The organism is Streptomyces sp. NPDC091649 (assembly GCF_044756785.1).
Taxonomy (GTDB): domain Bacteria; phylum Actinomycetota; class Actinomycetes; order Streptomycetales; family Streptomycetaceae; genus Streptomyces.
The window spans coordinates 203478-217508 of record NZ_JBIVTR010000002.1; the positions used below are offsets into that span (position 1 = coordinate 203478).

Annotated in this window: 10 protein-coding genes; 3 read left to right on the forward strand and 7 right to left on the reverse strand. The window is 74.1% G+C overall.

Going from position 1 to position 14031, the window contains the following annotated elements; translation table 11 throughout:
• Positions 1 to 105 precede the first annotated feature (105 nt).
• A complete protein-coding gene (locus ACIQMU_RS06145; RefSeq protein ID WP_352241529.1) occupies positions 106 to 606 on the reverse strand; it encodes a DUF1203 domain-containing protein in 501 nt (166 codons plus the stop codon).
• 124 nt (positions 607 to 730) lie between these two features.
• Between ACIQMU_RS06145 and pepN the strand changes: the two genes are divergently transcribed.
• Positions 731 to 3307 (forward strand): aminopeptidase N, encoded by a 2577-nt coding sequence (pepN, locus tag ACIQMU_RS06150; protein WP_352241530.1) that lies wholly within the window; start codon positions 731 to 733, stop codon positions 3305 to 3307.
• A 220-nt stretch (positions 3308 to 3527) separates the two neighbouring features.
• Here the strand turns inward: pepN and alc are convergent, their stop codons facing one another.
• From alc to ACIQMU_RS06175, 5 genes are all read right to left on the reverse strand, one after another.
• Positions 3528 to 4682 carry an allantoicase gene (gene alc / locus ACIQMU_RS06155; RefSeq protein ID WP_352241860.1) on the reverse strand — a complete coding sequence of 385 codons (1155 nt, stop codon included), beginning with the start codon at positions 4680 to 4682 and terminating at the stop codon, positions 3528 to 3530.
• Between the two features lie 65 nt (positions 4683 to 4747).
• Positions 4748 to 5656, reverse strand: a complete 909-nt coding sequence (locus ACIQMU_RS06160) for a LysR substrate-binding domain-containing protein (RefSeq protein WP_402688288.1) — start codon at positions 5654 to 5656, stop codon at positions 4748 to 4750.
• Between the two features lie 136 nt (positions 5657 to 5792).
• Positions 5793 to 6005, reverse strand: a complete 213-nt coding sequence (locus ACIQMU_RS06165) for a hypothetical protein (protein ID WP_352241870.1) — start codon at positions 6003 to 6005, stop codon at positions 5793 to 5795.
• A 38-nt stretch (positions 6006 to 6043) separates the two neighbouring features.
• Entirely contained in the window at positions 6044 to 8245 is a 2202-nt protein-coding gene (gene malQ / locus ACIQMU_RS06170; RefSeq protein ID WP_352241858.1) for a 4-alpha-glucanotransferase, read from the reverse strand.
• A complete protein-coding gene (locus ACIQMU_RS06175) occupies positions 8246 to 8557 on the reverse strand; it encodes a hypothetical protein (protein WP_352241857.1) in 312 nt (103 codons plus the stop codon). It abuts the gene before it with no gap.
• A gap of 355 nt (positions 8558 to 8912) precedes the next feature.
• Between ACIQMU_RS06175 and ACIQMU_RS06180 the strand changes: the two genes are divergently transcribed.
• Positions 8913 to 11900: a beta-N-acetylglucosaminidase domain-containing protein gene (locus ACIQMU_RS06180; protein WP_352241869.1), complete on the forward strand. Its 2988-nt coding sequence runs from the start codon at positions 8913 to 8915 to the stop codon at positions 11898 to 11900.
• Positions 11901 to 11931: 31 nt separating this feature from the next.
• Here ACIQMU_RS06180 and ACIQMU_RS06185 read toward each other — a convergent pair whose 3' ends face one another.
• Positions 11932 to 12468 carry an HNH endonuclease gene (locus tag ACIQMU_RS06185; RefSeq protein WP_030577163.1) on the reverse strand — a complete coding sequence of 179 codons (537 nt, stop codon included), beginning with the start codon at positions 12466 to 12468 and terminating at the stop codon, positions 11932 to 11934.
• 338 nt (positions 12469 to 12806) lie between these two features.
• Between ACIQMU_RS06185 and ACIQMU_RS06190 the strand changes: the two genes are divergently transcribed.
• Positions 12807 to 13874, forward strand: a complete 1068-nt coding sequence (locus ACIQMU_RS06190; RefSeq protein WP_402688289.1) for a mechanosensitive ion channel family protein — start codon at positions 12807 to 12809, stop codon at positions 13872 to 13874.
• Positions 13875 to 14031 lie beyond the last annotated feature (157 nt).

Below are 14031 nucleotides of genomic sequence, written 5' to 3' on the forward strand. Positions count from 1 at the left end.
TGGGGGGGGGGGGGGGGGGGTGGGGGGGGGGGGCGGGCGGGCCCCCGCCGGGGGGGGGGGGCCCCCCCCCCCGGGGGGCCCCCCCCCGCCCACGTCCCGCCCCGCTCAGCCCCTGCGCACCTCGAAGTGGAAGCAGCCGTACTCCACGGCCCGTACGTGCGCCACCACCACCTCCGGGTCCGCGAACGCCTCGTCGAGGGCCGCGTCGAAGCCCTCCCGGGTCTCGGCCGGGAGCTCCAGCAGCCGGCCGCCCGCGATTTGCCCCCGGGCGTCGTAGCGCCGCACCGTGCGCAGCGCGCCCGCCCGCGCGAAGGGGTACCCGGCGCGCTCCGGGTCCGGGCCCGCGCACGCCTCGGCGTGGATGAAGACGGGCCCCTGCTCGTCGTACGCCCCCGGGCTCGCCCCGGTCGCGCGGGCCCAGCGGCGCAGCGGGGCGTAGGAGACGAGGGCGATGCGCTCCCCCGGCTCGCTGCCGCGCAGACAGCAGCGCAGGGGGTGGCCGCCCTCGGTCGCGGAGTACGGGCGGCAGGGGCGGCCCGCGTCGTCGGTGGCGCGGAGTTCGGCGAGAGCGGCGGGGCCGATGGGGCGTGGCTGGTGTCCGGTCATGGTTCGAGCGTGTCCCACGGGGCCGTCCGCGTCCGGCGGAAAACGGACATCGCGCTGGGAGCACGTGCGTGGAAGGATGGGCCGAAACGCCGCTTATCAAGTCGCATACCTAGGAGATGACCGCGTGCCTGGCACGAATCTGACCCGCGAAGAGGCACAGGAGCGGGCGCGCCTGCTGACCGTGGACGCGTACGAGATCGATCTCGACCTCTCCGGAGCGCAGGAGGGCGGCACCTACCGGTCCGTCACCACCGTGCGCTTCGACTGCGCGGAGGCGGGTGCGGAGACCTTCATCGACCTGGTCGCCCCCGCCGTCCACGACGTGGTGCTGAACGGCAAGGCGCTGGACGTGGCCGCCGTGTTCCGCGACGCGCGCATCGCGCTGCCGCACCTGCGCGAGGGCGCCAACGAGCTGAAGGTCGTCGCCGACTGCTCCTACACCAACACCGGCGAGGGCCTGCACCGCTTCGTCGACCCGGTCGACGAGCAGGCGTACCTCTACACGCAGTTCGAGGTCCCGGACGCCCGGCGGGTGTTCGCCTCCTTCGAGCAGCCCGACCTGAAGGCGACCTTCGCGTTCACCGTGAAGGCCCCCAAGGGCTGGACGGTCATCTCGAACTCGCCGACGCCGGAGCCGAAGGACGACGTCTGGGCCTTCGAGCCGACGCCGCGCATCTCGACGTACATCACGGCCCTCATCGTGGGCCCGTACCACGCGGTGCACAGCGCTTACGAGAAGGACGGCCAGTCCGTCCCGCTCGGCATCTACTGCCGGCCCTCGCTCGCGGAGTACCTGGACGCGGACGAGATCTTCGCCGTCACCCGGCAGGGCTTCGAGTGGTTCCAGGAGAAGTTCGACTACGCGTACCCGTTCGCCAAGTACGACCAGCTCTTCGTCCCGGAGTTCAACGCGGGCGCGATGGAGAACGCGGGCGCGGTCACCATCCGCGACCAGTACGTCTTCCGCTCCAAGGTGACGGACGCGGCGTACGAGGTGCGGGCCGAGACCATCCTGCACGAGCTGGCCCACATGTGGTTCGGCGACCTCGTGACGATGGAGTGGTGGAACGACCTCTGGCTGAACGAGTCGTTCGCCACCTACACCTCGATCGCCTGCCAGGCGGACGCCGCGGGCTCGAAGTGGCCGCACTCCTGGACCACGTTCGCCAACTCCATGAAGACCTGGGCGTACCGGCAGGACCAGCTGCCCTCCACGCACCCGATCATGGCGGACATCCGGGACCTGGACGACGTCCTCGTCAACTTCGACGGGATCACGTACGCCAAGGGCGCCTCCGTGCTCAAGCAGCTCGTGGCGTACGTCGGCAAGGACGCGTTCTTCCAGGGCGTACAGGCGTACTTCAAGGCGCACGCCTTCGGCAACACCCGCCTCTCGGACCTGCTGGGCGCCCTGGAGAAGACCTCCGGCCGCGACCTGAAGACCTGGTCGAAGGCGTGGCTGGAGACGGCCGGCATCAACATCCTGCGCCCGGAGATCGAGACCGACGCCGACGGTCGCGTCACCTCGTTCACCGTGCTCCAGGAGGCGCCCGCGCTGCCCGCCGGCGCGAAGGGCGAGCCGACGCTGCGCCCGCACCGCATCGCCGTCGGCGCCTACGACCTCGACGCGGACGGCAAGCTCGTGCGCACCGACCGGATCGAGCTGGACGTCGACGGCGAGCGCACCACCGTGCCGTTCCCGGAGGGCAAGGCCCGCCCGGCCGTCGTCCTGCTCAACGACGACGACCTCTCCTACGCCAAGGTCCGCCTCGACGAGGAGTCGCTGCGGGTCGTCACCGAGCACCTGGGCGACTTCACCGAGTCGCTGCCGCGCGCCCTGTGCTGGGCCTCGGCCTGGGACATGACGCGCGACGGCGAGCTGGCCACCCGCGACTACCTCTCCCTGGTGCTCTCCGGCATCGGCAAGGAGTCGGACATCGGCGTCGTCCAGTCGCTGCACCGCCAGGTGAAGCTGGCGCTGGACCTGTACGCGGCCCCGGAGACCCGTGAGAACGCGCTCAACCAGTGGACCGACGCGACGCTGGCGCACCTGCGCGCGGCCGAGCCGGGCAGCGACCACCAGCTGGCGTGGGCCCGCGCCTTCGCCGCGACGGCCCGCAACCCGCAGCAGCTGAGTCTGCTCCAGTCGCTGCTGGACGGCACCGGATCGATCGAGGGCCTGGCCGTGGACACCGAGCTGCGGTGGGCGTTCGTGGAGCGGCTGGCGGCGGCCGGGCTGCTGGACGAGGAGGAGATCACCACCGAGTACGAGCGCGACAGGACGGCCGCCGGCGAGCGCCACGCGGCCACCGCGCGGGCCGCCCAGCCGACCGAGGAGGCCAAGGCCGAGGCGTGGGCCTCGGTCGTGGAATCGGACAAGCTGCCCAACTCGCTCCAGGACGCGGTCATCGGCGGATTCGTCCAGACCGACCAGCGCGAGCTGCTGGCTCCGTACACGGAGAAGTTCTTCGCCGCGGTGAAGGACGTCTGGGACTCGCGCAGCCACGAGATGGCCCAGCAGATCGCGGTGGGGCTCTACCCGGCCCTTCAGGTCTCCCAGGAGACGCTGGACGCCACCGACGCCTGGCTGGCCTCGGCCGAGCCGAGCGCGGCCCTGCGCCGGCTGATGTCGGAGTCGCGCTCCGGTGTGGAGCGTGCCCTGAAGGCCCAGGCCGCGGACAGGGCGGCGGGCACCGCGTAGTTCCGGCGCGTACGGCCCCGGGGCGTCCTCTTCGCCGCAGCGGAGGGGGCGCCCCTTCTCGTCGTACGCGCGCGGGCCGGCCCGGAGCCCGGCGGGTCCCGTACCGGGGCGCCGGACCGTTCCGCGTACGCCGCCGGCGGGGCGGCCGTTGGACCCCGCCCGGCGGACGGGCGCGGGAGCGCAGCCGTCCGCCGGGCGGGAGCGAGCGGGAGGCGGGCGACTACGCGCCGGACTCCTCGTAGCGGCGGGTCAGTTCCGCCGTGCCGGACTCCGTGAGGGAGCCGTGCAGCCGCATCCGGGCCACGCCGCCGTCGGGGAAGGCGTCGAGGCGGACGTGGGTGACGACGGCCTGGGCGTGCGGCACGAAGCGGTGGAGGGTGTCGGGCTGGAGGCGGGTGCGCGGCAGGATCTCGAACCACTCGCCGGTGTCGCCGTCGCGGCCCTGGAGGGCGACCCAGCCGGCGGAGTTGCCCTTGAGGTAGGCGGTGTCGATCTCGATCGCGCGGACCGCGCCCTGGGCGGGGAGGCGGAAGCGGACCCAGTCGTTGGTGTCGCGGACCCGGCGGCGGCGGTTCTCCCAGCCGTCGTCCATCTTGCGGGAGGTACCCGGCAGGATGATCTGGGTGGGCGAGGAGTAGAAGCGGTCGGAGGCGTCCTCGTACGTACCGCCGTTGAGGACCGAGATCAGGTCGACGGTGCCGAGCGCGGCGAGCCAGGCCGGGTCCGGGACGACCTCGCCGTGCACGCGGAGGCGGGCGATGCCGCCGTCGGGGTGCTGGCAGAGGCGCAGGTGGGTGTAACGGCGGCCGCCGGTGATCTCGAAGGCGTTGGCGGCGTGGCCGCGCACGGGGGTGGGGGGCAGGATCTCCTCCCACTTCACGTCGTCGGCGAGCAGCTGCTCGGGGCTCGGGGCGCCCTCGACGGAGGTGGCCTGCACCGATACGCGCTGCGGGTAGTTGCCGCGGAAGTGGGCGGTGTCCACGATCAGGCCGCGCACGATGCCGGGCGCGCCGAGGCGGACGATGGCCCAGTCGTGGTCCTCGGGGGCCGGGAAGGGGTGGCCGGCGTCCGCGCCGCGGCGGCGGCGGGTCTCCCAGCCGTCCATGATCTTGCCCTTGTGCCCGAAGTGCTCGGGGTCGAAGACGGCGCGCTCACGGATGAGGAGGTTCTCGCGCTCGGCGAAGAACTCGTCGTTGGCGGCGATCACGCCCGCGCCGAGGCGGCGGTCGGCGAGGTCGACCAGCTCGGTGAAGGGGACGTCCCCGGCTTCGCGGTAGTCGGCGTACGGGTCGCCGCCGCCGTAGGGCGCGGCGTCATTGGCGTGGGGGTCGGTGTCGGGGTCCTGGAATGTGGTCTCGCTCGCGTCGAAGGTCATGCGTCCTAGCTTCGCGCCACCGAACCCATCAGGTCCATCGAAAGTTTCCGCAGATATCGTTCAGCTCAGCTGAACGATCGGGCGACGCTGGTGAGCGCGGCGAGGACCCGCGCCACCGCGGGCCCGTCCTCCGCTCCGTGCCGGACCGCCGCCACCACGTGGCGGCGCGGCCGGTCCGCCTCCAGCACCCGCATCACCACGCCCTCACGGCGTTCCCGGGCGGCCATCCGGGGGACCAGCGCGACGCCCATGCCCGCCTCGACCAGAGCGAGGATGGCGGTCCAGCCGGCGGCGCTGTGGGCCTGTTCGGGCACGAAGCCGGCCGCCTCGCAGGCGGCGGTGGTGATCTCCGACCAGGGTCCCGAGCCGCCGAAGATCCAGGGGTCGGCCGCCAGGTCCGCGAGGCGGGGAGCGGGTGCTGCGGCCAGCGGGTGGCCGGCCGGGAGCGCCACGTCCAGGGGGTCCGCCAGCAGCGGAAAGAGGCTGAAGCGGGGGTCGCGGGCGGTGGGCGCGTGCGCGGCGAGCGACAGCGCCAGGTCGACCTCGCCGGCGGTGAGCAGCTCGTACGCCTGGGCGGCCTCGGCCTCCCGTACGCGTACGTCGGGTCCCGGGCTGCCCTCGGCGCGCAGCAGCCGGACGGCGGGGACGACGAGGGCGGGCACGGCGGTGGAGAACGCGCCGACCCTGACCTCACCGGCCTCGCCGCGCAGATAGCCGGTCAGTTCGGCCTCGGCCCGCTCCAGCTGGGCGAAGACCGCCTCGGCGTGCCGCAGGACGAGGTGGGCGGCGTCGGTGAGGCGGACCCGGCGGCCCTGGGCCTCCAGGAGGTCCACCCCGAGCTGCCTGGCCAGGTTGGTGAGCTGCTGGGAGACCGCGGAGGGGGTCATCAGGAGGGCCTCGGCGGTCGCCGTCACCGTGCCCCGGTCGCGCAGGGCGCGCAGGATGCGGAGCTTCTTGACGTCCCACTCGGTCATGGGCGCAACCTACCGGCCCGGGGCGGACGGTGTTCCCGTCGCTGGGCGCGGCGCGTCCGGTCCCCGCACGCACGGATGCCCCGCGCGGTGGCTCCTACCGGCGGCGCATCCTTCGTTCCTGTCGTACGCGTGCGGGTCAGACCTGCTTCTTGGACTTGTCCAGGACCATGACCAGGCCCGTGATGACCACGAACAGGGCGATGGGCGCGACGACGTAGAGACCGATGGTCTCCATCGCGCTCAGGCGCGGAGCCGGGTCGTCACCGTCGTCGGGCGTGAGCGCGAGCGCCGGGGCCGACATGAGCAGCATCATCAGCGTCGTCCCGGCCGCAACGACGCCGGCGCGCATAGCGTTCTTCTTGTCCACGGTGCCAACGTAGCGAACGCCTAGGGACGGCGCGCGCCCGGGGGTGCCGTACGGGGCTTCCGGGGCCGCAGCACGTCCATCAGCGCGTGCAGCCGGGGCGAGGCGGTGATCTCCTCCAGGGTGACCGGATGGCCGTCGGCGTCGGCGATCGGGAGGCGCCAGTTGGGGTACTGGTCCCAGGTGCCGGGGAGATTCTGCGGGCGGCGGTCGCCGACGGTGTCGGGGAGCCAGACGCCGGTCATCCGGGCGGGGGTGCGCAGCAGGAACCGGTGGACGGCCCGGACGGCGGCCTCCTCGTCCCCGTCGCCCTCGGGAAGCATTCCGAGCCGGGCGAGGAGGGCGATCCACTCGGCGGTGCCGGTGGCGTCCTCGGTCAGCTCCTCCTCCAGGGAGCGGGTGAGCAGGCCGAGGCGGTGCCGCAGCGTCACATGGTCCCCGGTCAGGCGGGCGGCGGTGGAGGGCAGATCGTGCGTCGTGGCGGTGGCCACGCAGTCCCGGCGCCACCTCTCCGGGGCGAGCGGCCGGCCGTCGCCGTCCCAGTCGCGCTCGAACCAGAGCACCGAGGTGCCGAGCACGCCGCGCCGGGCGAGCGCCTCGCGGACGCCGGGCTCGACGGTGCCGAGGTCCTCGCCGACGACGACGGCCTGGGCCCGGTGGGCCTCCAGGACGAGGACGGCGAGCATCGCCTCGGCGTCCTGGGCGACATACGTGCCGTCGGTGGGCGGGCGGCCCTCGGGGACCCACCAGAGGCGGAACAGGCCCATGACGTGGTCGATGCGCAGCGCCCCGGCCCGGGACAGCAGTGCGCGCAGCAGACCCCGGTAGGCGGCGTAACCGGTGGCGGCGAGGACGTCGGGGCGCCAGGGCGGCAGGCCCCAGTCCTGGCCGCGGGCGTTGAAGGCGTCGGGCGGCGCGCCGACGGACATGCCGTGGGCGAACGCCTCCCGCTGGGCCCAGGTGTCGGCCCCGGCCGGATGCACGCCCACGGCGAGGTCGTGGACGATCCCGACGCCCATCCCGGCGTCCTCGGCGGCCCGCTGGGCGGCGGCGAGCTGGGTGGCGGTCAGCCAGGCGAGGCGGCAGTGGAAGTCGACCCGGTCCAGCAGTCCGGCCCGGGCCCGGGCGGTCGCCGGGGAGCGGGGGTCGCGCAGGTCCTCGGGCCAGGTGCGCCAGTCCGGGCCGTGCACCTCGGCGAGCGCGCACCACAGGGCGTGGTCCTCCAGCGCCTGCCCCTCTTCGGCCAGGAAGTCGCAGTAGGCGGCGCGGCGGCCCGGGGTGAGAGGCACCTCGACGATCAGTTCCAGGGCCTGGCGCTTCAGCTCCCAGACGGCGTCCCGGTCGATCAGCGCCCCCTTGTTCAGCACGGCGTCGCTGAGCGCGGCGGCGTCCTGCCGAAGGTCCTCCAGGGTGGTCCGGTCACGGACATGGCCGTACTCGGGGACGGACTCGATGCGCAGGTGCACCGGGTCGGGGAAGCGGCGGGAGGAGGGGCGGTAGGGGGAGGGGTCTGTGGGGTGTCCGGGAACGGCCGCGTGCAGCGGGTTGACCTGGACGAACCCGGAGCCGAGGGTGCGACCGGACCAGGCGGCGAGGTCCGCCAGGTCACCGAGGTCGCCCATGCCCCAGGAGCGGGCGGAGAGCAGGGAGTAGAGCTGGACCAGGAAGCCGTGGGAGCGCTCGGGCGGCTGCGGGACGCGGGCCGGGGCGGCGACGAGGGTGGCCGTGGCCCGGCGGTGGTCGGGTGTCCGCACCTGGACGCGGTGGACGCCGTGGGGAGGCGGGATCCACCAGGCGGGGACGGCCGCCGGAGCGCCGGCGCTCCGGTCGTCGGACCGGGGGCGCGAGGCGCCTGCGCCGTCCCCCGAGGTCGTCGTGGGCGGGGCGGGGGGCGCCGCGCGGACCCGCATGCTCAGCGGGGCGGACGGGCGCCCCGGGGCCTCGGACGGCTCCGGCTCGACCGTGACGGCCGAGCCGGGGGGCAGCCCGGACAGGGCGGGCGGCAGGGGCTCGCCGGCCCAGACCACCACGGTGGGCGGCAGCAGGCGCGAGCGGGACTCCGCGGCGGCGAGGCACGTCCGTACGTCCGCCGGAGTGCCGGCGTCGACGCCCAGCGCGGCGAGCACGGCGATGACCGTGTCGTCGGGGACGGACACCGTGACATCCGGCGACGGGGAGTAGGAGGTGGCGACACCGTGCAGTGCGGCGAGCCGGGACAAGCCCATTCAGACTCCTGGGAACTCCATGCCCCCTGCGGTGCCGGGTGCGGTCGGCTCGCTGGTCAGAGGGGCGACGGCGGCGAGCGGAGGCTCGCTCGTGAGAGGGGTGGCATCGGCGAGCGGGGGCTCGCTGGTCAGCGGCGCGGAATCGGCGAACGAGGATTCACCGAGCAGGGGGGCGACATCGGCGAGCGGCGGCCCGCTGATCAGGTGGGCGACATCGGCAAGGGGAAGTCCGCTGGTCAGGGGACCGGAGTCGGCCTGGGCGGGCACCTGTTTGGAGAGGGCGGAGAGCAGAAGCTGCGCGGCAGCGGGCATGGTGGCCTCCTGGCCATGGGGAACAGGACACAGCAGACCTACCCAGGGCTCGCCGTGGCAGACGTGGCCGTGATGCAGGCGTTATGACAACGAGCCCAACGTGCTCCGGGTCACATTCCGTTCCCCCGTACGGCGGGTATGGGCCGTTTTCGGCCACTCCGGGCGTCACACCGGCACCAGGAGGCCCGTAGGTGCCACTATTCCCGGCAAACACGGCAGAACGGCCGCACGCATTGACACCCTCGCGCCCGGGTGGTGGGCTCGGACACCGCCGGGGGCCACCGCCCGCGCGGGCCCGGGCGGTCGAAACGGCGACCGCTCGCCGGCAGTGGGTACGTACGAAGGGAAGTGCGACGTGCGGATCGGGCGCAGAAGGCAGGCGACGGCCGTGGCCGTCGCCGTGATCGGCGGACTCCTCGGGTCCGTCTCCGTCGCTCCGGCCGCGACGGCCGCCCCCGCCGAACCCGGCAGGCCCGCCGTCGGCGCGGCCGACCGCGCCGACAGCGCGCGGCCGCCGTCCGTGTGGCCCCGGCCGCAGAGCATGAAGGCCATCGGGTCCGCCGTGCGGCTGGGCTCCGAGGCCACGCTCGCCGCCGCGCCGGACGCCGATCCGTACGCCGTCGAGCAGGCGCGCTCGCTGCTGCGCAGGGCGGGCGTCCGGACCCTGCACGAGAGCCTGCCGGGCGCCGGGCCCGTGATCCGCCTCGGCGGCGCCGGGGCCGCGGAGGCGTTGCGGGCGCTGCGCACTCCCGAGCGGGCCGACCTGCCGTCGGGCGGCTACCGCATCGCGGTCGGCCAGGTCGCCGGACGCGCCACCGTGGCACTGGACGGGCTCGGCGGGGACGGCCTCTTCCACGCCGTCCAGACCCTGCGCCAACTGGTCACCGACGGTTCGGTGGCGGGCGTCGCGGTACGGGACTGGCCGGGAACCGCCGTACGCGGCATGGCCGAGGGGTTCTACGGACAGCCGTGGACCCGCGAGGAGCGGCTCGCCCAGATCTCCTTCCTGGGCCGCACCAAACAGAACCGCTATCTCTACGCGGCGGGCGACGACCCCTACCGGCTGGCGCGCTGGCGCGAGCCGTACCCGGCCGACAGGCGGGCCGACTTCCGGGCGCTGGCCGAGCGGGCGCGCGCCGAGCACGTCACGCTCGGCTGGGCCCTCTCCCCCGGTCAGGCGATGTGCATGGCATCCGACCAGGACGTCAAGGCGCTGGCGAAGAAGATCGACGCCATGTGGGCACTGGGCATCCGCGTCTTCCAGCTCCAGTTCCAGGACGTCAGCTACAGCGAGTGGCACTGCGACCTGGACGCGGAGACCTTCGGCAGCGGCCCGAAGGCGGCGGCCCGCGCCCAGGCCCGGGTCGCGGGCGCGCTCGCCCGGCACCTGGCGGAACGCCACCCGGACGCGGCCCCGCTGTCCGTGCTTCCGACGGAGTTCTACCAGGACGGGGCCACCGACTACCGCGACGCGCTGGCGGCCGAGCTGGACGACCGGGTGCAGGTGGCCTGGACCGGTGTCGGGGTGGTGCCGGAGAAGATCACCGGCGGCGAACTGGCCGGGGCCCGCGCCGCCTTCCGCCACCCGCTGGTGACGATGGACAACTACCCGGTCAACGACTACGCGCAGGACCGCATCTTCCTCGGCCCGTACACCGGCCGGGACCCGGCGGTGGCGAGCGGCTCGGCGGCGTTGCTGGCCAATGCGATGGAGCAGCCGTCCGCCTCCCGGATTCCGCTGTTCACCGCCGCGGACTTCGCCTGGAACCCGAAGGGCTACCGTCCGGACGAGTCCTGGCGGGCGGCCGTGGAGGATCTGGCGGGCGGGGACGCGGGCGCCCGGGACGCGCTGCTGGCGCTGGCCGGGAACAGCGCGGGCTCGGTGCTCGGCGCGCAGGAGTCCGCCTATCTCCGGCCCCTGTTCGACGCCTTCTGGAACTCCCGTGCCGACGCCTCCCGCCGCGACCGGGCGGCGGGAGACCTGCGCTCGGCGTTCTCCGTGATGCGCGGAGCCCCCGAGCGGCTGAAGACCCCCGCCGAGGGGCGGCTGACCGACGAGGTGCGCCCCTGGACGGAGCAGCTGGCCCGCTACGGCCGGGCCGGTGAGCTCGCGGTGGACCTGCTCCAGGCCCAGGCCGCCGGGGACGGCGCCGCCGCCTGGCGCGCGCAGCTGGCCCTGGAGCCGCTGCGCGAGGAGATCGCGGCGAGCCGGGCCACGGTCGGCGAGGGCGTGCTGGACCCGTTCCTGGACAGGGCGGCGAAGGCGGCCGCCGGGTGGAACGGCACCGACCGCGCCTCGGGGCGGGTCACGAAGGACGCCCACAGCTACACGGTCCGACTGGAGGGCGCCCGCCCGGTGGAGGCCGTCACGGCGCTCGCCGAGCCGGGGAGCGCCCTCGCCGACGCGGTCGTGGAGGCCCATGTGCCCGGGGAGGGGTGGCGGGCCCTGGGGCGGCTCTCGCCGAGCGGCTGGACCCAGACCGCCGCGAAGGGGCTGCGCGCGGACGCCGTACGGGTCACCGTGCCGGAGGCCGCCCGGACCACTCCGCCCTCCTACCTGAGCCCGACCCTGCCGCCCGCCCCCGCCGTCGTGGCGGGGTCCCCGCGGGTGCGCGCCCTGGTGCCGTGGTTCGGGGACGAGCCCGCCGCCACGCTCGACCTGGCGCACGGCGAGACGGACGCGGAGATCGGCGGCGAGCCCCAGCGGGTCGCGGCGCGGCTGGCGGGGCGGCGACCGGTCGAGGTGAAGGGCAAACTCACCGCGAAGGCGCCCGAGGGCATCGAGGTGCGGGTCCCGAAGCAGACGACCGTGCCGCGCGGCTCGCGTACGGAGGTGCCCGTGGACATCACCGTCCCGGCGGACACCCCGGCGGGCGAGTACGAGGTGCCGCTGGCCTTCGGCGGCCAGGAGTCCACGCTGACCGTGCGGGCCTTCCCGCGTACGGGCGGCCCGGATCTGGCGCGTGCGGCGAAAGCCTCGTCCTCCGGCGACGAGACCCCGGACTTCCCCGCGTCGGCGGCCTCCGACGGCGACCCGGAGACCCGGTGGTCCTCGCCGGTGGAGGACGGGGCGTGGTGGCAGACCGAGCTGCCGAAGCCGGTGCGCCTGGGCCAGGTGGTGCTGAGCTGGCAGGACGCGTACGCCTCCCGCTACCGCGTACAGGTCTCGGCCGACGGCCGGACCTGGCGCACCGCGGCGACCGTGACCGAGGGCCGGGGCGGGCGCGAGTCGGTCCGGATGGACGAGAAGGACACCCGGTTCATCCGGGTGCAGGGTGACGGCCGGGCGACGGAGTACGGCTATTCGCTCTGGTCGGTGGAGGCGTACGCCGTCGCGGACTGAGGTGCGGCACGGGCACGGCGAAGGCCCGGACTCAGGCGGAGACGCCGTCGATCCGGGCCATCACGTCGTCCGCGCCGAACGGTTGCAGATACGGCAGCCAGCGCGGGTCGCGGTGCCCGGTCCCGATGATCCGCCAGGCCAGCCCGGTCGGCGGTGCGGGCTCGTGGCGCAGCCGCCAGCCCAGCTCGGGCAGATGGCGGTCGGCCTTGACGTGGTTGCAGCGGCGGCAGGCCGCCACCACGTTGTCCCAGGCGTGCTGTCCGCCGCGGCTGCGCGGGATGACGTGGTCGACGCTGGTCGCCGCCGCCCCGCAGTACATGCAGCGCCCGCCGTCCCGGGCGAACAGCGCCCGCCGCGTCAGGGGGACGGGCCCCCGGTAGGGAACCCGGACGAAGCGCTTGAGCCGGACCACACTGGGTGCGGGCACGGCACGGGTGGCACTGTGCAGGAAGGCGCCGGACTCCTCCAGGCAGATGGCCTTGTTCTCCAGGACGAGGACGAGCGCGCGGCGGAGCGGTACGACGCCGAGCGGCTCGTACGACGCGTTGAGAACCAGGACGTGCGGCACGGTGGATGCCTCCTTGTACGCCGGCGGCGCGTGGCTCGCGCCGGGACGATCCGATCTCAGTCTCTCCTCATGCCTGGTCAAAGCGCCACCACGTACGGGTAACGGGCCGGGAGGATTTTTCTCACTCCGGCCTCCGCGCGCCGGTCCGCGGTGCCGGACAGGTGTTTCACCTGGGCGGCCGCGCGCGCTGTGCGATCGGCCACAGTGCCGGTGTTCCCGGTGAGACCGGTCTCTCCTCCCCCGACGGCAACGATCCACTCCCCCGGCTTCGTTACTGTTGTCGACGAACCCTTGTCAGTGGTATTCGGCGAAACGTCGTCCTCCTGGAGGTCCCTGTCGTGTCCCTGTCCGTGCTCCTGGCAGCAGCCCCGTCTCCCGAGCCGGGCGGCTCGCTGGACGACGCCGCCGAACAGGCCGGGAACGCCGCGGGCTGGGTCGAGGAGAACTGGTCCACCTGGCTGAGCACCGGGCTGCGGATCCTGCTGATCGTGGCGGCCGCTATCACACTGCGCTATCTGATCCGGCGCGCCCTGACCAATCTGATCGAGCGGATGAACCGCAGCGCCCAGGCGGTGCAGGGCACCGCCCTGGGCGGTCTGCTGGTCAACGCCGAGCGCAGGCGCCAGCGCTCGGAGGCCATCGGCTCCGTGCTGCGCTCGGTGGCCTCGTTCGTGATCATGGGCACCGCGGCCCTGATGGTCCTGGGCGCCTTCAAGATCAACCTGGCGCCGCTGCTCGCCTCCGCCGGTGTCGCGGGGGTGGCGCTCGGCTTCGGCGCCCGCAACCTGGTCACGGACTTCCTCTCCGGCGTCTTCATGATCCTGGAGGACCAGTACGGGGTAGGGGACAGCATCGACGCGGGAGTGGCCTCCGGCGAGGTCATCGAGGTCGGGCTGCGCGTCACCAAACTGCGCGGCGAGAACGGCGCGATCTGGTACGTCCGCAACGGCGAGGTGAAGCGGATCGGCAACCTCAGCCAGGGCTGGTCCACCGCCGGGGTCGACGTCACGGTGCGCCCGACGGAGGACCTGGAGCGCGTCCGCGCGGCGATCGACACCGCCGCCGCCACGCTGACGAAGGAAGACCCCTGGTCGGAACAGCTGTGGGGCCCGGTCGAGGTGCTCGGTCTGGACGCGGTCCTGCTGGACTCGATGACCCTCCGGGTGACCGCGAAGACGATGCCGGGCAAGGCGCTCGGCGTGGAGCGCGAACTGCGCTGGCGCATCAAGCGGGCGCTGGACGACGCGGGCATCCGGATGGTCGGCACGCTGCCGCTCCAGGCGGACGGCGGGGGCCCCGACCCGACGGCCGGAATGGCCGCGCCCTCCGCCTACGCCTCGGCCGTCTCCCCGCAGTCCCTGGCGGCGACGCCGATACCGCCTCCGCCGACGACCCTGAACAAGTAGCCGCGCGTGCGCGGAAGAAGGGGCGCTCCGCCGGGCTTTCCGGTGGAGCGCCCCTTCTTCCGTTTCCTCCGTCGCCGGGGAGCTGTCACTCCTTCTCACGGAGGGGCCGACGGTGACCCCTCCCGGTCATCGCTTCGTGCCCGTACGTCACGACGCC